Below are 23,162 nucleotides of genomic sequence, written 5' to 3' on the forward strand. Positions count from 1 at the left end.
CTATAGTTTTTGTATGGATTGTTTGATTTCATGGACCAGTTCCGGATTGTTTTCCAGAAAGTCCCAACACAGGAAATTCACGAAGGAGGTCACGTCCACTCCAAAAGTGGGATTGATTAGCTTCAGGACTTCCTCTGTTCGAGCGTCCATCCGAATCAGCCTTTTGGATTCTCCGTTTACTTCAAAATTCTTAATGGCCTCTATCAGCTCTTGGATTCCTTGGCTTCCGATTTTGAAGGTCTCTTTACTTTGAGACTCCTTCAAAGGCTTTACCTCATGTTCGGGCAATACCAAATCTGCCCTTACTCCTTGGACAAGTTTGCTTATGTAGTCTCCGTTTGCCATGGCTGGTCTGCTTCTATATGGTCATCAAATAATTTGTTGAAAATGGGATCCAGGATAGGCACGAGGGATTCCGGAGTGTAAGAGGTAGTCAGTCTTTGGAAGTCTATCCGATCCGATACTGGGGAGGTCAACTCACCGAATTGGCCAAGTGCCTGATTGACACTCTCCATGGTTTCGTACTTGACCGATGTTTTGACTCTATTGGGAATCAGGATAATCCGGCTATCAGGATTCACCTTTTTGACCACGTAGCAAAACTCAAAGGTGCTCGTGACGCTGTATTCATCGTAGCAAAATGGACAAATGATCAATTCAGACTCCTTGAGTACCGGGACCAGATTATCGTCATCCATTTTCCCGGCCAGATCAATTACAGTGAGGACTTTGGGATCTTGGGCAGCTCGCTTCTTAATGGATTTGAATCCTGGAATATTCGATAGCTCGACTTCATACAACTTCTCATTTTCCAAGAGGTCCGAATTGAGGTACTTGTTGTAAAGCGACTGCTGAAAGTCCATATCAAAGACTTTCACCTTTCTTTCCCTTTTCTGGACGGCAAAATTTGAAAATAGCACCGCGAGGGTACTTTTTCCCACTCCGCCTTTTTGGTTTGCGAATAGAATAATCATGGCCTTCTCTTTATCTGGTGATTTCATTTTCTCCCTTGCGCTTTTTGCTTCTTTTCCTGCCGTGAACCGACTCATCATCGATGTCATCGGCGATATTGAGTACCGGTGCGAGGTCAAAAATCGTTTGGCTTTGTCCTTCCTTATGGGGTTCGCTTTCTTGGAAGTATTTCCGTAATGCCAGCTGTTGCTCAGCAGAAAGAATGTCGCTGGCTGCGATATCTCCTTGGGCTGTTTTCAGGTAAGAATACCCATCCCGATTCTCCAGCTTCAAAGCATGGTGCTCCAAGCCTTGCCGAACGGTCGAAAAATCATTGAGGGCAGATTGGAGCTTTACTTTTGCCTCGATCAAATCGGTCGGTTTATCCTTGCCAGGCTGCTGAGCTTGATAGGTTTTGCGTTCGCCTTTCTGCTCAAAAAATCGCTGAATCGGAAATACCTCACTTCCCTTAAAAATGATCTTGTTGGCATGATCAATCAGGGAATAGCCATAGGGTCTTTTTCCATCTTTGCCATGAAATACGAGCTGAAGCCCAAATTTTTCCCGGATAAAATCACCAAGATCCGAGCGATACCCGGTTTGGTTTCCTTTTTTGCCGCCGGGTTTAGGTTCAAAAAGACAGGTGGGTTGGGTCTGGTAAACCTTGGAATACCGATCCAAAATCGCTTTCAGCTGTTTGGCCCGATCCTTATCCAACTGATAGGACTGTATCTTTTGGTTGAATTCTGAAACAGGAATCTGACCTTGCACCGAACCATACTTAATCAATTCGATCTGCTGACCCTTTTCCCGTACTTTGAATCCCAAGTTTTCCAGGAACAGGAATCCTTGGGCTTTGGTACTGAAGCGAAACTCCATTAAGCTATCCGCAGCCTTCACTGCTTCATGCTTGGGATTAAGTCTCATGATCTCGTTACTTGCTTCTTGTGCTCTGAGCTTCTCAAAAGAATCACTGATCTTTTTGCCTTCCCGGTCAATCCTCGATGACACAATGTGGACGTGGTTATTTGCCGTATCCTTGTGAAAAACGATCAAAAAAGGATTGTCTCCATAGCCCATTTTATCAATCCACTCATGGGCTATATCCGTCAGCTCTTCTTTGGAATACTCCCTTCCTTTGCAGCTGATCATGGCATGAAACTGCTTGTCCTTGACTAGGGTATTTCGATTCGAATGAGCTATCAGGTAATTTTTAACCTCATTCGGTCCCACATCTTTGGAGTCCTGCAAATACCCAAAATTTCGGAGCCTGGTCAGCTCTCCCTTTTCATTTTGGGTTTTGTTCGTGTTGTAGGTCACCCCATTGAATGAACTCGCGCTGGAAAGGATTTTTACTCTCATTTGATTGCCTGGTAGATCTGTTTCAAAAATTTGTTCATGAAATCCCGATGCTCAAGATGCTTGGCCATCTGAATGGTATGATTCAGAAAAATCTCCGGGGAAATTTTGTCTCGATAAGTATTGGCGTGCTTGGCCAGCTGGTTAATATTATTATTGACCCTAGCTTGTTCGGCAACCACCTTATCAATCGCATTTAGGATTCCCTTGGTGTCAATAATCTTGATCGTGTCAGCGCTAAGCTTCATTCTGATCAAGTGACTCAAAGACACTCCAAGGGATCTACTTTCCTCCTTCAATCGGGCAAAAACATCCGGCTTTAACCGGACCGATACCCAAGAGAGATTTTCTCTTTTCTCCTTCATGGCGACATGTTGATGGGGGTAAAGGATTGGATTCCGCAGATGAAAAAAAATACCTAAAACTGCGTAATTAGGATAAATTGGTATATCTGCGTATAAAGAAATCCCTATACGCAGATATACTTAGTCAGAGGGTAAAGCCTAGAAAATCAGGGTTATGAGTAGGAATTCAGGACGTTGATCAGCTCAACTCGGTTTTTGCTATCAGCTTTTTTAAAAATCGCCTGAAGGTGTTTGTTGACTGTTCTTTCTGAAATAAAAAGTACCTGGGCTATTTCTTTGCTGGTAAGGCCTTGGGCAACCTTCTCAGCCACTTCGCACTCTCTCTTGGTCAAACCAAATTCAGCGCATCTTTGCCCAAAAAATTCACTGGGATCAACCGGTAGTCTCAGGTCGGAATCATTGAGTTTTGCGAAGACCTTTCTGTTTTCGAAGATCATCTTTCGGATAAACAAAAAAGTAATGATGATAAAGCCACCATTTGTGCAAATTACTTCCACAAATTGGGAAGCATCGACATAGCTAAAAACTGGCAGCAATACCCAAGGCACCGCCGCAGAATAAGTCAAAATTGCTTCCAGTGAATTTTGAGACCCCTCAAATTTCTTTCTAATACTCAGAAAAATGATCACGATCAGATAAATCGCATAAACCAAAGGGATCGCCAATCCATACCAAATGGTTGCGGGAAGATCACCCAGTAATGGAAGCCCAATACAAAAGAAAAGCAGGAATGGAGCTATTAAGAATATCCAGACCCCAATTCGCGCATTCCACCTCAAATCATCCAGTTCGAAAACCCGATAAAAATAGTATGGAAAATATGCTCCCATTACAAACCCGGTTCCATAAGCCAAGTTGATCTGAAGATTCAATGAAATAGGGAGCTCTGGATCTGGGAACAAGCCACCTGCAATATTGTAGATGATCAACAATCCCAAAAGGATCAAATAGTATTGTCGATTCTTTTCAGCAGGATTTTGGAGATATAAAACCAACTGAGAAACAAAAAATAGCACCTCGCACACGACAAAAATAAATGTCGCCAGATGCATGTCAGTTCCAAACACTGTCATAGCAAATCCTTTTTGTAGAAGTAAAATGGAAAACCAAATTCATCGGAAGATGCATAAACTGAGAATCCGAAATTCTCATACCATCTGAAATTTCGCTCGGTGGAAGTTTCCAGGCAGACAGGTAGGTTCTTTTTCTTCGCCAACTCGAGTACAGATTTGAGAAGCATAGATCCTTCTCCTTTACCTTGGTTCTCTGGCTCTACACCGATAAACCAAACGTAAAGAAATGGCTCATTTGGTTGGACCCTTTCGATGCTTGATTCCCTTTTGAGCACCTTCGAAATTTTTGAAATTCCAATTCCCTGGAGAGCCAGTTTTAAGTCCCAAATCCATAGATTAAAAGACTTTCGCTTTCGGTTAGAATACTTGATCAAGACGCATGATTTTCCACTTTCGGAGATATACACCTCTCCGTTTTCCAGACAGTTTGCCAAACTGTACTCCATCAAAATTCTCCTGGAAGTGGCCGAATTACCAACCACAAAATCAACCGATTTATTGCCTTCAAAAGAATTCACTAAAATAGTAATGACTTTTTCTCGATCCTGTTCAATGAATTTTCTCATGGTTCAGTCAATTTAAATTTTACCGAGTTGCGAGGTTAAATCCCTCCATTTTGAATGATTCAGCAAAGAAACATCGGAATGGCAAGTGCGTGTTTGTGAAAAAAATTCGGCAGAATTTGTGTCACAAATACACAACTTGCAAGGAACACGCAAAAGGTTCCTCAACACGCTCTTTCAATTTTACATGCTGAAAAAAGCAAAGATATTTCTTCAACATTCCTCAAACCCACCACTTTCCCGCGAGGAAAAAAAGGTGCTAAAATTCATGGCCTGAGATTAAATCAAGCCCATTTTTCAAAACCAGAATGATGCTTTTATCACTTGAAAAAAGACATCGAAATATTCCTATATCTGTACATATCTATATATAGATATACAGATATGTATATATTCAGAAAACCAATAATTGCCTCACAAAATACATTTGTATGTATATATTTGCCTTAGAGGATCAAGTTATGATCTGCAAAACAGAAAAAGGACTATATTCAATTTCACAGATAACACTTTCTTGATTTAGGCTCTGAACTTAAGATATCAACTAATGAAAAGGTCTGGAAGATCATCCCAATCGAACAATCCGAAAAGACCAACGGATAATTCCTTTTGAATATATCTATTTTTAAAAATATATGGTTTTGCTATATTATTAAAAAAATTTATCGTTTAAAAATAAGAATCACTCATAAATGACTGAAAATCAACGCCTAAAAATCATCCGGAAATTCTTAAAAGAAACCCAAGCAGATTTCGGGGCTTCTTTGGGCTTGACTCAGGCAGGATATTCAGACATAGAACGAGGCAAGAACAACGTTTCTGGAAAGATTAAGATCCTCCTAAAGCGAGAACATAACATCAACCTAAGTTGGTTAGCTACGGGTGAGGGAGAAATGTTTATTACCACCATCGAGGATAGTGAAATGGACTCGGACAAACTAGGGAGCGAGCAAAACTTTTTTGACCGGCTCCAAGCAGAAATCGAAAGACTTCAAAATGAAGTGAAACGCCTAGCTGCTGAGAATAACTCATACAGTGAATTGGTGCGATCAAAGAACCTGATCATCGAGAACTTGGAAACCAGAATTAATCAAAAGTAAATACATATTTATATAAATACTTTTTTATGGAAAAATGTTTTCATATCTTTAGTTAAAACCAAAGAGCCATGAAAACAATCTCCATCATGAATCACAAGGGAGGAACTGGTAAAACCACCTCCTCCATAAACATCGGTGCTGGGCTTGCCAAAAAAGGTTTCAAAGTTTTGTTGTTGGATATCGATTCCCAAGCAAACCTGACTGAGGGACTGGGAAAAGGTGATCCTGAATTATCTGTTTATGATTCCATTCGGGAGAATAAAAAGTTACCGATCCTTAATGTCTCCGAAAACCTGGACTTGGTTCCCTCCTCCATCGATCTGTTGGGAGCTGAAATGGAGATTGTATCCAAAATTGGAAGAGAGCAAATCCTCCATAAACTCCTAAAGCCTATCCGCTCAGAATACGACTACATCATCATTGACTGCCCTCCTTCGGTTGGGTTATTGACCGTCAATGCCATGGTAGCGAGTGACACCATTTTGCTACCATTACAAGGAGAGTACTTTGCTTACAAAGGAGTGGACCGGCTTTTGGGCATAGTGAAAGAAGTCCGGGACAACCTAAACGATAAATTGGAAATCGGTGGAGTGTTTATTACCCAAATCAACCCAAACCGAATCCTGACCAAAACCATTGTGGAGAAACTCACCGAGGATCTCCAGGATAAAGTGTTCGACACCAAAATCCGAATCAACGTAGCATTGGCCGAAGCACAGCTGCAGGGACAAAGCATATTTGACTATGCACCAGACTCGAACGGAGCTAAGGATTATGAACTGCTGGTCGATGAAATTTTAAGCAAGTTAAACTGATAAAAATATGGCGAAGAAACTGAACGATCCTAGCAAGGGAAACAAAAACCTTGGCGCAAAACAAAGAGGTCTCGGAATGCTGATCAACCCTGAATCTGAGATACAACAAAAAGAAAAATCATCAAGCAAAGAGTTTGACACAGAAGATGTGAAAATCTACTCACTCCGGATTCCAACTGATATGTTCGATAAGTTAAAATATGAGATAGGTAGGGAAACCAAGGCTTCAATGAGAGATATGATTCTGACGGCGGTTGCTAAGCATTATGGGATTTAGGAAAAGGTTACTCCTTTTTGCACAATTAAAGCCACCTGAAAGGATGGCTTTGTTTCTTATGAAAGACTTTACGTTTTGCTTGATTTTAATACGGTTTTTTGAACAAAGACACGCACATGTAAAAAATTAATTTGTAGAAAAAGGCTAATCAAGCACTTCAGCCCTAATTACGTTTATACAATGTGGGAGGGGAGTGTTAGCCGAACTCTGTCCTTCCCTTCTCTTGGGGTAACCCAAGAGAAGGGAACTAAATAATTATTTTATTCCGCGTCCAAAACTAACCTCCCCTCAAATCTAATGGCAAACTGTTGGACTGTCAACCCCCAGTTATGGATAGGGGCCGTCCATTTCCGTTCGATCCTCTTTGCAGCAAGATACACCAGTTTCAGCAGTGCCATATCACTTGTGAAAGCCCCTTTTATTTTGGTGACTTTCCTAACCTGCCGGTGATAGCCTTCAACCGCGTTGGTGGTATAAATGATCTTTCTGTTGGGTTTGGTATAGGCAAAATAGGCACTAAGACGTTCCCAGTTGCTGTTCCATGAACGGACCACCACAGGGTATTTCTTCCCCCACTTTTCTTCCAGGTCCAACAGGGCAGACTCTGCCCCGTCTTTGGTATCTGCCCCATAGATAAGTTTCAGGTCAGCGGCAAGCTCCTTCTGCTCCTTACTAGCTACATACTTCAGGCTGTTGCGGATCTGGTGGACGATACAGAGCTGTACCTCAGCCTTAGGGAAAATAGAATGGATTGCTTCAGGGAATCCCGTCAGGTTATCTGTACAGGCGATCAGGATATCCTTTACCCCACGGTGCTGCAGGTCACTTAGGACCTGGAGCCAGAAGTTGGCCCCCTCACTTTCAGAAAGAAACATGCCCAACAGCTCTTTCTTCCCTTATTTGTTGATACCCAAAACATTGTACAGGGCCTTATGCCTCACCTTACCATCTTCCCGCACCTTGAAGTGCATCGCATCAAGCCATACGATACAATATACATCCTCTAAAGGACGGCTCTGCCATTCTTTCACCTTTGGGACCACCCGGTCTGTAATCCCGCTGATCACTTCGGTGGAGACCTCTGTATATACATCTCCCGGATATGGGCTGATATATCCCACATACTGCCTCCCATGCCATACAGGGCGGATCTGGTCTTCCAGACTGTCGGCTAATATGCGCTGCCTTTTTTTCACTATTTTAGGCTCAAAGCCACTTTTTCGGTCCTGTGGGGTCTCGATCGTTACTTCTCCCAGGTTACTCTTGACAATCTTGTTGCCCGTGCCGTTTCGCTTGTTGCCCGATGACCAACCATTTTCTTCATCCCGAAGATGCTCTTCCATCTCTGCGTGGAGCGCCTCTTCCAAAAACTCTTTGAGTATCGGCGCTAAGGCTCCGTCCTTTCGGAACAGGTTGTCACCTGATAAAAACTGTTTTAATACTTTTTTCTTGAATGCTGATTCTTGTTCTTTCATACTGCTCTATCTTAAAATTCAAAGCTTTAGACAGAGTTAAGATTACACACTCGATCGATAGAAATTCCATTATCGGATTTTCATACATTTTGTATTTCTTTTGTGCACTCATGTCAATGTGTTTTAATTATTTAATCAATTTTTCTATAATATAAGCTGGAACCTGGGCTGAATACGCATCTTCATCATTAAGTTGATTTTTGGTAACAAGTTCCAACTCGAAGATTAGCCCTAATACAAAAACCTTATCCATTTTTAGCTCTTGATAGAAGTTGTCATATTTTCTTTTTCCCAATAAATTGATCCCATAGAGATGAAAAACATGAATAATTTTACGGAGTTTAGAATAGCTTCCCATCTCTTAATAATTATAATATTCTATACTTTGTTATTTGTTCACTGGCAACCATTTCCCCTATTTTTATCAGTTCATCTGCTTTATGAAAGTCGAAGGTATTGGCCGAATCATTAGGGATATTGATTAAGATATCCGGTTTGTACCTTTCAATATGCTGCCTGGCAATTTTATGTATCATAGCAGCAGTGGTTGTGGTTAACATAGAATAATAACCTAAACTTCCTTTATCTCCTGATGAAACCAGTTTGGCCATATTTTTCATGAGGCCATTAAGCTGGTTATCGTTCGAATTGTTATTTGGCAAAACATTTTTGTTTAATTCATTTTTTTTATCTCCGTATAGATTTACCACAACAAGAATGTAATCCTGTTTACGTTCTACATACTCAATGGGAACCGGATTTAACACCCCCCCGTCTACCAGCAATAAGTTCTTATACATAACCGGTATAAAAACGGTTGGAATTGCTACCGATGCCCGAATGGCCTCATAAAAACTACCCGATTTAAAAATCATTTCGCGTTCGTTCAGCAGATCAGTAGCTACAGCCGCAAAAGGAATACGCATCTCCTCAATGTTCATGTCGGGGATAATTGTTTTCATTTTGTCAAATACTTTATCCCCTTTCAGTAACCCGGAGGTTGACAAAGCAAAATCCAAAAGTCCCCAGATTACCTGTCGGTTTATTGTTTTTACCCAATCGGTGTATTCGGGTAATTTACCCATCGCGTGGAGTCCGCCAATAACAGCGCCTATAGAAGATCCCGAAATAGAGGATATTTCAAACCCTTGTTTCTCCAATTCATTAATAGCACCAATATGAGCCAGCCCTCTTGAGCCGCCACTTGATAATACTAATGATACTTTCCTTTTCATCTTTTAAAATTCATTCATTAATTTCTATTCTATCATTTAATCCAGATGGTTAGCCATTTCTACTTTTGAGTACAAATAGCATTGCTTTAACGCATGTTCTTAACCTCTCTACTGGTACCGGTAACTTGTAAATAGGTTGATATTGCCAGTTGATATTGAGTTTTGGCTTCAATCAATTTATCAGCAGTTTCTGTTTGCAGTGCTTGTGCTTCCAGTAAGTCCGAAAGGGTGACAACACCACTGTTATAACTGGTCTGCATTACTTTCAGATTCTCATCGGTTTGCTTTACAGTTTCTTCCATCATTATAATTTGACGATAAGATTCGTTTACATCAGTCCAGGCTTTTTCCATCTGAAGCTTTAATAAACCTTTGGTATCATTGAAAGTGTTCTCGGCAATTTGTTCCTTGATTTTATGTTCCTTGATGGCGTGCGAGCCTCCCCACCAATCGGAAATGGGTATAGACACTGTTCCATAAACCAAACCATTGGTAGTAGTATTAGTTCCTTCGTAATAGCTGTTGAAGGAATAACCAGCAGCACCTACAGCTAACTGAGGCATATAATCGCCCCTTTTCATTTTAGTTTGTAACTGCTCTGCTTTTACCGATTGCTGCAACAACTGATATTCTGCCCGGTTTGGTAATGCAGCTTCGATATCGGTGTAATAAGTGTTTGGCAATTGTATGTTTTGCAAATCTTCCTGCAATACCAGCGCTGAGTCATACACTATACCGATGGTTTGACAGAACTGCCTAATCGCTAACTGCTTGCCGCTTTGCAGTTTGCTTTTATTGGTTCTAAGTTCACTTTGCTTTATCTGTACTTTCAACGCATCGTTTTTAATAATTAACCCTGATTTGAAGGCATCCTTTACTTGCTTGCTTACATCGTTTAACAACGCTTCATATTGTGCGATGGTCTTTTCTTTTTCCTGAAGCACTACAATCTGCCAGTATTGTTGTTCTGTTTTTAATAGCGTTTCATTTAAACTTAATTGTTGTTGCTTCTCTTTTACGTCAACTCCCAATTGGGCGAGTTTATTTCCGTTGCTGATTTTTCCACCAACAAAAATGGGTTGGGTTATATTGAGTAATCCAACCGTTGCTCTATCTAAAAGCTGGAGGTTTAAACCTGGAAAATAAGCAAACTCTGTTGCCGTTGCGAGGTTAGCCGGATTGCCGTCATATACCGGCAAATTTCCTCCCGGCATATTGAATTTAATGATGGGGTCCATCGCACGCATAGCAAATGCTGTTGCACTTACTTTAGGAAAGTAGTTGGTAAAAGCATTTTTCTTTACCTCCTGAGCCATCTCCATTTCCAATGCACTGTTTTTAATGTGTACATTATTTTTAATCGCCAAGTCTTTACTTTCTTGTAGGCTCAGCGTTGTCTGGCTGTATCCTTCTGTTATGAGAAATAAAGTGGCAGCTATGATAATTATCTTTTTCATTCTAAAGAATTTTAAGCAATTGATTTCTTAAGTGATTGATGATACATCACAGGCAGCACATACAAGGTAAGTATCATGGATATCAGCAGTCCAAAGCAAACTACAGCACCTAAAGGCCCCCAAAGAGATGAGCCACTTACAATCATCGGCACCACGCCAACGGCAGCCGCAAAAGAAGTGAGAAATATGGGGCGCATTCTACGCTTACCGGCAGCCACCGCTGCTTCCGCCAATAACATTCCGTTCTTGTTGCGGAGCTCTTCAGCATAATCAATCAGGATAATGCCATTGCGCACGACGATACCCATAAGGCTCATTATTCCGAGGAAGGAGGTAAGCCCAAAAGGATAACCGGTAAGTACTAAACCCATAGCCGCACCCAGAAAACTTAAAGGCATGGTCAGCATCACTAAAAAGACTAATCTCGATCGCTTAAACTGGAAAAGCAAAATAAAATAAATCAACATTACGCCTGCCAGCATGGCTTTGCTCAGCGGTGTATAATTTTCCAATTCACTTTCCTCCTCACCGCCATACGTGAGTTGAACATCGGAACCTGTTTTTATTTTTTTGAGTTCCGGCTTTAGTTCAGCTAATATTTTATAAGGTAGCACCCCTCTTTTTACATCCGCTCGCACCGTAATAGTTCGTACACCGTTCCTGCGGATAATTTGCCCTTCGCTCCAGTCGGTGGTTATGGTAGTTACCTGTCGCACAGGAACTGTGGCACTCAAAAACAGGGATGTTACATTTTGATTTTCGATATCATCAAAACCATCTCTTTTATCGATTGGATTAATGACCTTCACATCTACCGGATAATCTCCTTCCCAAACTGTACCTATAGGTATCCCAGAGAAACCAGATGCTATTGAAGAGGCGATTAGTCCTCGGGTCAACCCTAACCGGTTGGCGAGTTCATCATTCACATCTACACGCACACCCTGCCTTTTATTAAGATAATCCGTACGCGCCCATATAACAGCATCGTTTTGTTGCATTATACTTTTTACATTTTCAGCGATGGCTTTTATGGAATCAATGTTGTTACCGGAAATCCGTACTTCAATCGGAGCGGTTGTGCTCAGCATATCCAATTGTTTCATGCGCACATAGGCATTTGGAAAAATATTGCGTTTTGCTTCATATTCATCCAATATTGCCACGGCATCGTCGGCTGTTATGGTATTGACTACCAACTGCGCATAATTTTTTGATGGGAAATTAGGTGCGTAGGTAGTGTGGAAACGTGGTGAGCTGGTACCCATGAAGGAGGCTACATTAACCACCCGACTATCACTCATGAGCAATACCTCCATACTATCGGCAACAGCAACTGTTTGGGCAAGTGTGTATCCTTCCGGTAGATAAATTTCTACGGCAAACTGATTCCTCTCCACTTTTGGAAATAACTGTCGTGGCAACAGTGCCATGATTGCTCCGCCTAATAAAATGGAGAGTAAGCCTACCAGCATGGTCAGCTTTGGTCCTCTGAAGGCACTTTCGAGTGTGCTATTATAAAACTGTTGCACCCAATCGAGTAGTGACTTCTTATCGGCTTTTGCTTCTTCCGCTTCTCCTTTCCTGACTCCTTTTTTGATAAATACATAGCTCATGTAAGGAACCAGAAAGTAGGCCACCAGCATAGACGTAAACAAGGCCACACCAATGGTAACAGGCAGAGAACCAACAAAATCACCGGTCATTCCAGATAAGAAAAATACCAAAGGAACATAGGTAGCGATAATGGCAAGGGTAGCAGAAAATACCGGAACAAAAAGTTCTGTCGCACTTTTCCAGGCAGCATCCCAGGGCGTTTCGCCATGATCTAATTTTTCTACATGACTATCAATAACAACAATGGCATTATCCACCACCATGCCTAATACAACGATTAATCCTGCAAGCGAAACGGTGTGTAGTTCAACACCTAATAAATATAAAATGCCTACGGTTATAAAAATGGTAATGGGGATCGTTACGCCGGCAACCGCAGCTACCCGTAAAGGCAATAACAACATCGTAACGATGATCACAGCGATAATAGCAATGAAAAATTCTTTCAGGAAATGAATAATGGAACGATCTACGGCTGTTGGCATATCAGCAATCTTATCCAGATTTACATCAGAAGAAATTTTAGTCCGGATGGAAGCGAGGGATTGATCCACCTGTTTCCCAAAATCAACAATGTTGTTGCCAGGTTGCATTTCCAATGACACCAGCAAGCTTTTTGCCCCATTGTTTTTTATGAAAGAGTCAGGTTCCTTATATTTTCTAACTACAGTAGCAATATCTTTCATCCGGATGATGTTACCAGCAGGATCGGCATACACGATTTGGTTTTTAATGTCTTCTTCCGATTTGAAATTTGCTGGAATATGTATCGGTGTAATCAATTCTGAATTATTGAGTTCGCCACCGTAATACACAGCACCCTCCAATTGCATGGCGGCAAGCACCGTAATAGGACGCACACCGTAATAAGCCAGTTTAGCATTATCCAGATAAATGGCTATCTGTTCCTGTTGAATTCCGTAGTGTTTTACTTTAGAAACGGCCTTTATTTTTCGCAATTCCGTTTCGATAATTTTCAATTCTTTCTCCAGCTCTTTATAGGTTTTGCTTTCTGATTGTATGGTAAGTAGCAAAGCGGCTGTATCGCCAAAATCATTGTTGGCAATCAGCGCAAGTACCTGCGGTGGCAACTGTAATTTTAATTCGCTGAGGCCGAATTTTATTTTATCCCAAAAGCCATCAGGGTCTTTTACGTTGTTGTTTACTTCCACAAACACAACCAACATTCCTTCTCTGGATATGGAATACGTTTTCTCCCGGTTTACTTCTTTAAAACCGTAAAGAAAACTTTCCACTTTGGTGGCTAATTGGTCTTCCACCTGTTCGGAAGTAGCCCCCGGAAATACACCGATGATCAATCCCTGTCGAATGATGAACTCAGGAAATTCATTTCGGGGCATTACCCAAAGAGAAAATATACCAAACAACACCAACAGACTTGTTATGGTAATGGCTATTTGCTTATACCTCATAGCCAATTCTATGACATTAAACTTATGTGTCGTCATGATGCTATTTTATAATGTTTACCTGTGAGCCCTGGCGAAGTTTGTCTTGCCCTGCCACAATGATTTTATCACCTTCTTTCAAATTTCCGCTGACCAGAATTTTTTGGTCGATTAAAGCAATGGTTTTCACCGCTCGCTTTTGAGCCGTGTTATTTTCTATCACATATACAAACTGCGTCCCTTGTAAATCCTGCTGCATTGCTTTGTTAGAGATAAGAACACCGGTCGCCTTGTTTTGGGTTGCAAAGTTGACTGTACAAACCATACCCGGCTTAATGGCTAAATCAGAATTGTCAACTTCAAGTCTTACCGGATAGGAGTGTGAAAATATATCAGCCGAAACACCAATTTCTCTTACAATACCGGTGATTGTTTTAGAGATAGCTCCAACAGTAATGATGGCCTGATCTCCCTTTTTGAACGAACTGATCTCATCTTCTGGTACGGGAATTTTTACATATACTTTACTGATGTCGAATAATTCAAAAACTGTAATATTTGGAAATACATTCTCTCCCTCCTGAATCGATTTTTTACCTATCACACCCGCTGTAAAAGCATATAGTTTTGTATCGTCAAGTCCTTTTTTTGCAATGGCTGTAGCCGATTTTGCCTGACTTAATCCTGTTTCTACCTCCACCCATTTTATTTCAGACAGGGTACCATTTTCATGCATCGGCATTAACCGGTTATACGCATCCTGTGCCTGTTGTAATTTTTGAAATGCCATCTGGTAGGTGTTCTCCATAGTCGATGGATTTAGTTGTGCCAGCAACTGGCCTTTGTTTACCTGCTGTCCTTCTTCTACTGCTATTTTCGAAACGGTTCCCGGCACCGAGAAACTGAGTGGTGTATTTTTCTTTGGCACCACAACCCCGGAATACCCAACTGTATGGCTTCCTTTAAATTGAATTACTTCTTCTGTTTTAACATTAAGGGAAATGTGCTTCGCACTTTCCGATGATGTATTCTCTCCTGACGAGCATCCGGCCAGGATAACGGAAAACCAAAGAGCGATGTGCAGTTTATTGACTTTCATATTCATTGTTAGTTCTATTAATTACAATTAGACTATTTTAGTTTTTTGGTCGATAATGGGTTAAAAAAAAATTACCTCGCTATGATTCCATAAAAAAGCACGTTCAGCAATCCTTCAAACCGATTTTCTGTTTTTGCATAATTGTTTTTAATGAATAAAGGATATTCTAAACCCTTCAGTGCTGTGACCAGGGCAAAGGCGGTGAGGTTGATGTCTTCTATTTTAAAATCACCTTCTTCAACACCCGTCTTCAATATTCCTTTGATGGTGTTAACCTCTTCGGTGTCATACTTCACTCTGACATTTTCAATGAAACTGTAATGCTCCAGATATTCATCTTTTAAAGCACTGTATAGATTGGTTAATTTGTTAATAACTTTCATTCTTGTTAAAACATAAGCCCGTATTTTTTTTTCAGAGGTAGTTTCTGCATTGATTGCTTTTGCTATGGCAGCACTTAACACATCCGATTCCTTTTCAACGATTGCCTTGAAAATATCTTCTTTGCTTTTGAAGTAATGATAGATGGAACTTTTGCCTTTTCTTGAAGCATGAGCTATTTCATCCATTGTGGTTTTCTTAAAACCATATCTGGCAAAGATGGTTTTAGCGGAATTTAGGATGACCTCACTTACATCGTCTTTAATGTCCATTGTTGTTTCCATTGTTTCTTCCCAAACTATTTATCGACCAAATTAGTTTTTTGGTCGAGTGCAAAGATATACATTTTTTTTAAACCCACTCTTTTAAGAATTCTTTCGGTTGGGGAGTTTAGCTCAAACAAGCTGATTTTTGCATAAATTTGAGCGGCTCATGTTAAGATTCACTCCTTAATGCGCTATACACACATCTTGCGAGGGCGACCGGTTCTTTATTATCGGGCTGAAACAATTCTACATCAACCTTAATGATTGTCTTCCCTTGTTTAATTATTCGTGCTTTTGCTTGTACATCCGCCTTAACGGCTGCATGTAAATAATCAATGCGCATATCAATGGTGTTCAGCCTGTCATTGGGTGAATGTAAAGCCGTTGCCCCGGCCACTCCTCCGGCAGTATCGGCAATGGCGGCCAGAATACCTCCATGCCAGCGGCCTTGTATAAAATCACCAATAAACTCTTCTTTGAATGGAACATGAATATGAACCGAGCCTGCTGTAATCTCAACTATTTTTAAACCGAGTATTTTGTTAGCAGGCATCATGTTTTCGATGGCGTGCTTCAATATTTGAAAATCATTTTCGTGCATGGTTAATTTTTTTTTAGTAGAATTTATTTTTACTGACCCAAACTTCGCCTCATTAATCGCTTATTTCACCTATTGCAAATTGGTAGGAGCGAAAAATAATTTTTTTAATCTCATCGGCCTCCTCTTCGTTTCTGGGCGCGTAAACCATTATGAAGTTTGGCGGCAACCATCCTTTATGCACTACAGGATGCAATTCGCCCCAACCCAGTTCAATTACTTTTTTTACATCACGCTGCGGGAGGCCTAAGTGCATACTGCCATCCGGAGCAGGATGAAAATGCGCAAATTCCGTTTCAACCATAAAAGCATTACAATGTGTGCACATTTTTTCTTCTGACATACACATGGCCTGTGCTCCGGGTACAGAGATTTTGCTATACTCCTTTGAAATATCAGGAAGCGAGAATGCCCAACCAATGAGTTCATCCACCAGCTTTCTGTCTTTTGGTTGTTGATCCAATTGCATGTGAGGATTGCTCGGTGTGGTAGTTGGTTTGGCTCCTGTTCTTTTTGGAAGCTCAAAATCATAATGTAAGGTCATGTTATACTATTGTTTAATGGGTTGATTCAATGATGAAACTACGGTCGCTAAATGCAGGCAAAAGACTTTCATAGGTGTGCTCTATAGTATCGTTGGTATTCAGCATAGCCATAGAATAAATTAGCGGCACATAATGATCGGGAGTCGGGGCAGCCATTTTTCCAAATTTTGTTTTTTCATAATTCATCAAACTTTTTATGTCGCGGTCCACCACTCTCTGTTTTATCCATTCATCAAATTCCTTATCCCATCCATACAAGGTTTTATCGCCTTTGAAAAGTCTGGAACTTGCCAATTGAAGATTATGAACAACGGAACCGCTGCCGATAATCAAAACACCCTTCGTTCTTAATTTCTTCAGTTGAACTGCTAACTCATAGTGGTATTGAGGAGATTGATAATAATCAATGCTCATCTGAAAAACCGGTACATTGGCATCTGGGAAAAGATGACGAAGCATGGGCCAATTGCCATGATCGAAACCCCATTCGGTTGTAGTTCTAATTGCAGGGATGGCTTCTGCTACATTTTTGGCAAATTCCGGAGCACCTGGAGCCATGTATTTTATAGTGTAATATTCGGGAGGGAAACCGTAAAAATCGTAAATCGTTTCCGGCCACGGAGAAACATTTACGTATGTGCCTTTGGTACACCAGTGTGCTGATACTACCAATATGGCTTTAATTTCTTTTGGATATTTTTTTCGTAAGTCAACACCTAAATCAAAAAGATAAGTTAAAAAAGGATTCGCTTTATGAGGAAGGTGTATGTCCATTGGGTTTCCGTGCGAAGTAAAAAGAACCGGAAGGGTTACTTCCTGTTCGGGTAAGCCGGTTATCGAATTGGCCCAGCTCTTTACATTTGAAGTCCCAAAACCTATTGTTGCTGCTCCCATTATTTTTATAAAGTCTGATCGGTTCATTTTACAATTCAAAAGGGAATTTAAATCGGACGCACGTTACTCCGCTACCGGATAAAGTCATTCTGATGAAATAGAAAGTTCTTGCTGGTAATACTTTTCATCATCAACAATGTCCAGCATAAAGCGGGCAACATCTTTTCGGCTGATGGTCATGTTTAGTTTTTTATCGCCTTTAATGCTTACCCGAACTTGCTTCTGCTTTTCACTGCTGCTAAGGCCAACCGGTCGAACAGATGTCCATTTCAGTCCGCTTGTACGAAGTACTCTTTCCTGATCTTCATGACCTGCGTAGGCTACACCAACGTTGGTCTTTTTGATAAGAAATTTAAATATCCAATTTGTTTCTTTGTAGCTATCGCCTGTTCCCCAGGCTGAAACAGTTATCACCCGCTTTACACCGTTTTCATTCATTGCGAAAATTATATTTTTCATACTTGTATACAATAAATCAAGTGGCGAAGTCACTTTTGCCCAAGGCAGGTCAGATTTCCTTCCAATGTTGAGCGCAACAAAGATGGCATGTGTTTCCTTGATAACTTTCCTCACATCATCTATACGCATAGGATTTCCTTCAATGACTTGTAGATTGGGATTTGCAAGTTTGATTTTTTGTTTGTCGCGAACCAATGCTTTTACAACCCAACCTTTTTCCAGGGCTTGTTTTACAATTTCAATTCCAGTTCGGCCATTGGCGCCTAATACGGCTATTGCTTTTATGTCCATTATTTTTTCGTAAAACTTGCCAGCATTTCGGGATTGCGCAGGTAATTACCAATCCAGATCACAGTCAAAATAATGGCAGGCATTATAAACGATTCCTCATGTTGTAGATGAGTGGCAATGGCTCCACCAAAGTGGGCGGTTAACAAAAGAAACCCAAGGGAGGATGTTCTGGGAATAATAAATAAAATGATGAAAATCAATTCGCCAATTCCTATAAACGTGAGGTTATCAATCAATCCCCATTTAGTGAAATTAGTTACCAATTCTTCAGCGTGTGTCAGTTTCATGGTGGCGCTCATAATAACCAACGCACCCACTAGTCCAATTATCACCCATGCGGCAATTTTTCTTGTTTTACTCTTTGTTTGCTTTTCCATGATGGTTTTGTTTACTAAATGAATTTCATTTCCATAAATTCTATACTTAAGCATGATGCTCAAGCAAGAACTGCCAAGTAGTTCACTTACCTGGTTTATATCCGATCAAAATCAGGGCAGGAGATAAACGATTACAGTAATAATCAATCCTGTACCAAAAGCATAGGCAAGCAATTGCCAGGCTCTTGCTCTGTCTTTCACCCTGAATTCTTTTTGATCGATGGTATCTGTTTTCCCCACCTCTCCTAAATTGAACATGTGCCCAAATCCGAAATACACGCAGAACTTATTGTACGCCTGTATGAATCCTGTTGCTCCCATTACTGCCGGAATGAAAACTACAAGTCGCATCCAGTGAGGTGCACTGAACCATAATAAGAGAGAAATGGTAATTACCGTTAGTACCAACCCTGTCCATCCACTTGCTTTTCGCCTTTTGATTTCCTCTCTCCCCATATTGCAGGTTCCGGGAATATATTTTTCATTGGAAGGGTTGCTTCCATTATTTTCATTAAACGATGACATAAAGGCAATGGCTTGATCGAGTGAAATTGCTCTTGTTTTGATTTTAGTTAGTTGAATAATAAAAACGTTCATGAATAATTTGGCCGTCCTTCCATTTTTGCACGGCCACCTGGCACATTTTCATGCGGGGCGCGCCTTTGTAGGTGACATCAAATTCCCATTCTACCATAGTCACATTGTCGCCCACGGCAACTGCTTTTACTTCTGCTCCGTGAAACGTTTCAATCATCTGCATCCCTTGAATTTCCCTTTCCCTGTTGGCTGATTTGCCAACCATTGGGGGTTTGGAGTTTTCCTGCATTACTACATCTTCATGATAATACTTTTCAAAAGCATCCATTTGTTTGCCCGACAGCATTAGCTTGATTAGGTCTTCGATTTTTTCTTTGATGTTCATGGTTTGATATTTTTTCGTGTATAAATAAATTCGGTTTTAGAGCAGATAACTATGTAAGTGCCGATGTTGAATAAACAGAGAATCTAATATGCCGCCATTCCTCCATCTACCACATTAATGGTTGCAGTTATAAATTGGCTATCGTCAGAAGCTAAATACAAAACTACATTGGCTACTTCTTCGGGCTGAACATACCTTCCCAAGGGAATACCTTTTATAAATTCCGCTTTTATTGCCTCTGCATGTCCTGGAGCCATTCCTTCTTCCAGAGAACGCATCATCCGGTTATCAACGGTCCCCGGATTAACTGTATTTACCCTGATTTTTCGTGGGGCAGCCTCCTGTGCTGTGGCTCGCATAATACCAATGGTGGCGTGTTTACTTGCATTATAGGCGGTCATTCCTGAGATGCCAATAAGCCCTGCTACGGAAGATGTAATGATAACACTTCCTCCGTCATTCATTCTTGGTAACACATGCTTCATGCCCAACCAAACCCCTTTCACATTGACAGCAATAACTTTATCAAAATTTTCCTCCGGGTATTCTGTAATTGGCTTTACCACCCCTTCGATCCCTGCATTATTGAAGAACACATCTATTTTGCCAAATTTATCTACTGTTTTCTGTGCATATTTTTCAACATCAGAACTTTGGGTAACATCTGCTACGCAATAATCAACATTTGGTGATTGTAATTCTGTTGCAGCATTTTTCAACGAATCCTCATTTACGTCAACAAGCATTATTTTCGCACCGTTTTGTAAAAAAAGTTTGGCGGTAATCAGGCCGATACTGCCGGCACCACCTGTAATGATTGCAACTTTGTTTTCTAATTTTCCCATATTGGTTTCATTTATGAATTTCTACTATTTAAGGTTTTATTTATCCTACAAGGATTTTGTGCCATATACACTTTTTAGAAAATCCTTTAAATCAAGAGGAGGATGACCAATTAATTTCTTTAATGTATCATCGGCATAATCAAACTCCCCGGCTTTCATGGTCTCGGCAATACTTGCCATCATACCCGTAACATTTTCCGGCAAACCATGTTGCAGCATGCCCTTTTTCAAATCTTCCAGTGGAATATCTACATAGTTTACAGGGGCATTTACAATATCCGAAAGCATAACAGCTATCTCTGTAAAGGTATATGCTTTTAATGCGGTGATATTATACACTTTATTCTGATGGGCAGAAGGGTTGGAAAGTACAACTGCATTGGCCTCTGCCATATCATTTCGTGACGCAAAATTTACCCTTGCATCACCAGCACTGTAATAAATAGCTCCTGTATTGGTAAAATCTCCTAACAACATCGGTAGAAAATCAGCATAATAGGTATTTCCCATAATGGTATAAGGAATTCCTGATGCTTTAATCTCTGCTTCTGTTTTTACGTGATCCATACCTCCACTGAATTTGGAATCAGGGGAAGATTTCAGCACACTGGTGTAAACGATATGCTTTATGCCACTCTCTTTTGCCGCTTTTATGGCATTAGAATGCTGCTCATAACGTCCGGTTATGGAACTTGATGAAACCAGTAAAAGGACATCTACCCCCCGCATAGCCGCAAGCAATGAATCATAATTAAAGTAATCTCCTATGGCAATATCCACTCCTTTTTTTTTGAATGGAGCTCCTTTTTCTTCGGTTCTTACCAATGCCCTAATTGGGGTTTTAGGATTTTTTTTCAATAAAGATTCGATAGTGGCCGCCCCTAAATGCCCGTTGGCTCCTGTAATTAATATCATAATTTTTTGTTTTTAAATTAGTTGGTAGATGTTTTCACAAACTTAATCAAAATTAAAAGATATATTGAAATATATCTATATATTGAATAAAAAAAATTACTTGACCAATTCTTCTTTAAGGGATGTGAGGTATTTTTCTAACAACTTCTTATTTACCGATAAAAGCGAATGTTGTCCATCCTTTTTTGCATGGATAAGTCCGCAATCAAACAGTATTTTAGAGTGGTGTGAAATGGTAGGTTGAGAAAGCGTAAAGTGGCCTTCCAATTCACTGCAACTGATTTCTCCTTTTGCCATGAGTATCTTTAGAATTTTGAACCGCGTGGCATCAGCCAGTGCTTTTGATATTTTGAGCAAATCCATTGTCATTTTGTTTTTTGTAAAGATAATGTTTTGTAAAGAATTTTACTGTTGACCAAAACTAATAGCGAATAAAATAAGGTGCTTTATTGCTGGCCAGGCTGAACTTTATAAGTATAATATACTTAGGGTATGGATGATATTACTGACCTATCTCGAATTCACACTGCCTACTATTTATAGTCTGGCGCGGCTATGGCATGTGCCAAATGCTTGGGGCAATTCGGATGACAACTCTTCTTAAAAATGCGAAGGGTCGGGCCGTTTCTTTTTCTCTCCATGCGTTGGCATATTATTCATAATATTCCCATTCAATAAATTCTAGGTCTTTCCCGTTTGTCGGTTTACATTCAAAGTATTGTAGTTCTTTTGCTTACTTATCAAAAATGTGAAAGATTCTCTTCTTTACGTTTTCTGGAGTTCGCATACCAAAATAGATAGCTTTCAGACTTTCAAGTGGATAATGTCGGATTCTTTCTTCTGGTTCTTGGGGATTTCCAAAGTTTATATGAATCGCTCTCCATTCCTTTTCATATTTCCACGGTGCAGTTTTGGTAGAGAAAACCCATTCTAATTGATGAGCAAAATGATGTGTCCAAGGTTTTGAAAGACCTATCAAATCACAATCGTGTTCATTTTCAAAAACTTGTGAAAACTCGAAAAAATTTATAAACGGCTGTTCGCTCTCATAATTAACTTTTTTAATTCTGTCCCAATACACGTGGGTTTCTAAATCCCATTTGGATAGTCTTTCTTTGTATTTTTTGCAATCTAATTTCCTTCGAGCTTTCCCGATGTAAGGGAAAAGACCTGAATTTTCTAACGCAAACTCTAAACAGATTCCTGAATGCTTGCTGGAATAGTGCGACCACATTAAAAAATCATCATTGCTTTCTGAAAAGCAAGTAGCATAACTATTTTCAAGAAATTTTGACGATATACGTTTAAGTACGCTTTTGAAATTCTCTGAATCAAATTGGAATTCTAGATTGTGTTTCTTTGATGCGGAATCAATAATGCTTTTAATATCAATATCCCAAACTCTTTCTTTTTCATCTTTTAGCTGGTTTATATATTCAAAAACCGTTTGCTGAAATTCTGCAACCTTTGTTCTGTTGTCATTGAATGCAAGTAGGTTTTTGTCGTTCTTCCTTTTTTTGTCAGTTAAGGCATCATTGAGCGATAGGGTTGACTTAAAAAGAAAATAAATCAGATATTCTACTTGCTCGGATTTCTCACAACTAAATTCAATCCGAGCCGACAAATCAAGCGGGTCATTCAATTCGAAGTAGGAAGCGAAGTACAACTCTTGATAGTAAAGTTCCTTAAAAAGAAATTCTGAAAGTGGGCGATATTTATAGAGAATCTTCAATTTCCTGCAGTGGTAATAATTTTTCAGTCAGCTATCCTTGTATGCAGCACAACTTTTGGCTATGAGTATTATCCCTAAGTGGAGCGGCATAGGTGGTGTTACAAGTTTTTTATTATTTATTTTTATGTGTATCCGCATCAAT

Annotated in this window: 26 protein-coding genes and 1 pseudogene; 3 read left to right on the forward strand and 24 right to left on the reverse strand. The window is 40.1% G+C overall.

The genetic code is table 11. The annotated features are described in order from the left end of the window. The 6 genes from B2906_RS13260 to B2906_RS13285 all read right to left on the reverse strand — a co-directional run bounded on the left by B2906_RS13260 (position 1) and on the right by B2906_RS13285 (position 4,314). Positions 1-345 carry a hypothetical protein gene (locus B2906_RS13260; RefSeq protein ID WP_286940149.1) on the reverse strand — a complete coding sequence of 115 codons (345 nt, stop codon included), beginning with the start codon at positions 343-345 and terminating at the stop codon, positions 1-3. Beyond that, a complete protein-coding gene (locus tag B2906_RS13265) occupies positions 324-1,001 on the reverse strand; it encodes a ParA family protein (RefSeq protein ID WP_286940154.1) in 678 nt (225 codons plus the stop codon). Before B2906_RS13265 ends, B2906_RS13260 begins: the two co-directional genes overlap by 22 nt. Further along, positions 985-2,313, reverse strand: coding sequence for a relaxase/mobilization nuclease domain-containing protein (locus B2906_RS13270; RefSeq protein WP_286940165.1), 1,329 nt, complete (start codon positions 2,311-2,313; stop codon positions 985-987). Before B2906_RS13270 ends, B2906_RS13265 begins: the two co-directional genes overlap by 17 nt. Then, positions 2,310-2,675, reverse strand: a complete 366-nt coding sequence (locus B2906_RS13275; RefSeq protein ID WP_286940168.1) for a plasmid mobilization protein — start codon at positions 2,673-2,675, stop codon at positions 2,310-2,312. Before B2906_RS13275 ends, B2906_RS13270 begins: the two co-directional genes overlap by 4 nt. A 152-nt stretch (positions 2,676-2,827) precedes the next feature. Next, the gene (locus tag B2906_RS13280) at positions 2,828-3,748 is read right to left on the reverse strand and encodes a helix-turn-helix domain-containing protein (RefSeq protein WP_286940170.1); all 921 of its coding nucleotides are present in this window, start codon (positions 3,746-3,748) and stop codon (positions 2,828-2,830) included. Beyond that, a complete protein-coding gene (locus B2906_RS13285; RefSeq protein ID WP_103923802.1) occupies positions 3,745-4,314 on the reverse strand; it encodes a GNAT family N-acetyltransferase in 570 nt (189 codons plus the stop codon). The genes B2906_RS13280 and B2906_RS13285 overlap by 4 nt, the downstream gene beginning before the upstream one ends. Positions 4,315-5,003: 689 nt before the next feature. Between B2906_RS13285 and B2906_RS13290 the strand changes: the two genes are divergently transcribed. The 3 genes from B2906_RS13290 to B2906_RS13300 all read left to right on the forward strand — a co-directional run bounded on the left by B2906_RS13290 (position 5,004) and on the right by B2906_RS13300 (position 6,503). Continuing rightward, a complete protein-coding gene (locus B2906_RS13290; RefSeq protein WP_103923801.1) occupies positions 5,004-5,411 on the forward strand; it encodes a helix-turn-helix domain-containing protein in 408 nt (135 codons plus the stop codon). A gap of 68 nt (positions 5,412-5,479) precedes the next feature. Continuing rightward, positions 5,480-6,226: a ParA family protein gene (locus tag B2906_RS13295; RefSeq protein WP_103923800.1), complete on the forward strand. Its 747-nt coding sequence runs from the start codon at positions 5,480-5,482 to the stop codon at positions 6,224-6,226. A 7-nt stretch (positions 6,227-6,233) separates the two neighbouring features. Next, entirely contained in the window at positions 6,234-6,503 is a 270-nt protein-coding gene (locus tag B2906_RS13300) for a hypothetical protein (protein WP_014773269.1), read from the forward strand. Between the two features lie 260 nt (positions 6,504-6,763). On the opposite strand, the pseudogene B2906_RS13305 reads toward B2906_RS13300, so the two are convergent. The 18 genes and pseudogenes from B2906_RS13305 to B2906_RS13390 form a co-directional block, all read right to left on the reverse strand. After that, positions 6,764-7,978: pseudogene (locus B2906_RS13305) on the reverse strand (IS256 family transposase). A 127-nt stretch (positions 7,979-8,105) separates the two neighbouring features. Next, a complete protein-coding gene (locus B2906_RS13310; RefSeq protein WP_014773267.1) occupies positions 8,106-8,336 on the reverse strand; it encodes a hypothetical protein in 231 nt (76 codons plus the stop codon). A 10-nt stretch (positions 8,337-8,346) separates the two neighbouring features. Then, positions 8,347-9,213 (reverse strand): patatin-like phospholipase family protein, encoded by an 867-nt coding sequence (locus B2906_RS13315; RefSeq protein ID WP_014773266.1) that lies wholly within the window; start codon positions 9,211-9,213, stop codon positions 8,347-8,349. Positions 9,214-9,299: 86 nt separating this feature from the next. Then, positions 9,300-10,670: a TolC family protein gene (locus B2906_RS13320; protein ID WP_014773265.1), complete on the reverse strand. Its 1,371-nt coding sequence runs from the start codon at positions 10,668-10,670 to the stop codon at positions 9,300-9,302. Between the two features lie 11 nt (positions 10,671-10,681). Beyond that, on the reverse strand, positions 10,682-13,756 hold the full coding sequence (locus B2906_RS13325) for an efflux RND transporter permease subunit (RefSeq protein WP_014773264.1): 3,075 nt from the start codon (positions 13,754-13,756) through the stop codon (positions 10,682-10,684). 4 nt (positions 13,757-13,760) lie between these two features. Continuing rightward, entirely contained in the window at positions 13,761-14,795 is a 1,035-nt protein-coding gene (locus tag B2906_RS13330; protein WP_103923946.1) for an efflux RND transporter periplasmic adaptor subunit, read from the reverse strand. 71 nt (positions 14,796-14,866) lie between these two features. Next, positions 14,867-15,460, reverse strand: a complete 594-nt coding sequence (locus B2906_RS13335; protein ID WP_200820542.1) for a TetR/AcrR family transcriptional regulator — start codon at positions 15,458-15,460, stop codon at positions 14,867-14,869. Between the two features lie 151 nt (positions 15,461-15,611). Beyond that, positions 15,612-16,043 (reverse strand): PaaI family thioesterase, encoded by a 432-nt coding sequence (locus tag B2906_RS13340; RefSeq protein ID WP_014773261.1) that lies wholly within the window; start codon positions 16,041-16,043, stop codon positions 15,612-15,614. A gap of 52 nt (positions 16,044-16,095) precedes the next feature. Beyond that, on the reverse strand, positions 16,096-16,584 hold the full coding sequence (locus B2906_RS13345; RefSeq protein ID WP_014773260.1) for a luciferase family protein: 489 nt from the start codon (positions 16,582-16,584) through the stop codon (positions 16,096-16,098). Between the two features lie 13 nt (positions 16,585-16,597). Continuing rightward, entirely contained in the window at positions 16,598-17,479 is an 882-nt protein-coding gene (locus tag B2906_RS13350; protein ID WP_014773259.1) for a dioxygenase, read from the reverse strand. Positions 17,480-17,563: 84 nt separating this feature from the next. Further along, the gene (locus B2906_RS13355) at positions 17,564-18,229 is read right to left on the reverse strand and encodes an NAD(P)-dependent oxidoreductase (protein WP_014773258.1); all 666 of its coding nucleotides are present in this window, start codon (positions 18,227-18,229) and stop codon (positions 17,564-17,566) included. Beyond that, positions 18,229-18,606 carry a DoxX family protein gene (locus tag B2906_RS13360; protein WP_014773257.1) on the reverse strand — a complete coding sequence of 126 codons (378 nt, stop codon included), beginning with the start codon at positions 18,604-18,606 and terminating at the stop codon, positions 18,229-18,231. The genes B2906_RS13355 and B2906_RS13360 overlap by 1 nt, the downstream gene beginning before the upstream one ends. Before the next feature lie 111 nt (positions 18,607-18,717). Continuing rightward, the gene (locus B2906_RS13365) at positions 18,718-19,203 is read right to left on the reverse strand and encodes a hypothetical protein (protein ID WP_014773256.1); all 486 of its coding nucleotides are present in this window, start codon (positions 19,201-19,203) and stop codon (positions 18,718-18,720) included. Beyond that, positions 19,175-19,528: a nuclear transport factor 2 family protein gene (locus B2906_RS13370; protein ID WP_014773255.1), complete on the reverse strand. Its 354-nt coding sequence runs from the start codon at positions 19,526-19,528 to the stop codon at positions 19,175-19,177. The genes B2906_RS13365 and B2906_RS13370 overlap by 29 nt, the downstream gene beginning before the upstream one ends. A gap of 83 nt (positions 19,529-19,611) precedes the next feature. Further along, positions 19,612-20,373 (reverse strand): SDR family NAD(P)-dependent oxidoreductase, encoded by a 762-nt coding sequence (locus tag B2906_RS13375; RefSeq protein ID WP_144605546.1) that lies wholly within the window; start codon positions 20,371-20,373, stop codon positions 19,612-19,614. Between the two features lie 45 nt (positions 20,374-20,418). Further along, positions 20,419-21,288 (reverse strand): SDR family oxidoreductase, encoded by an 870-nt coding sequence (locus B2906_RS13380; RefSeq protein ID WP_014773254.1) that lies wholly within the window; start codon positions 21,286-21,288, stop codon positions 20,419-20,421. 96 nt (positions 21,289-21,384) lie between these two features. Further along, positions 21,385-21,651 carry an ArsR/SmtB family transcription factor gene (locus tag B2906_RS13385; RefSeq protein WP_160111209.1) on the reverse strand — a complete coding sequence of 89 codons (267 nt, stop codon included), beginning with the start codon at positions 21,649-21,651 and terminating at the stop codon, positions 21,385-21,387. A gap of 370 nt (positions 21,652-22,021) precedes the next feature. Continuing rightward, a complete protein-coding gene (locus B2906_RS13390) occupies positions 22,022-23,020 on the reverse strand; it encodes a DUF2971 domain-containing protein (RefSeq protein WP_103923797.1) in 999 nt (332 codons plus the stop codon). Between the last annotated feature and the right edge of the window lie 142 nt (positions 23,021-23,162).

Source organism: Algoriphagus sp. UBA3586, from assembly GCF_002376385.1.
Classification (GTDB): domain Bacteria; phylum Bacteroidota; class Bacteroidia; order Cytophagales; family Cyclobacteriaceae; genus Algoriphagus; species Algoriphagus ornithinivorans.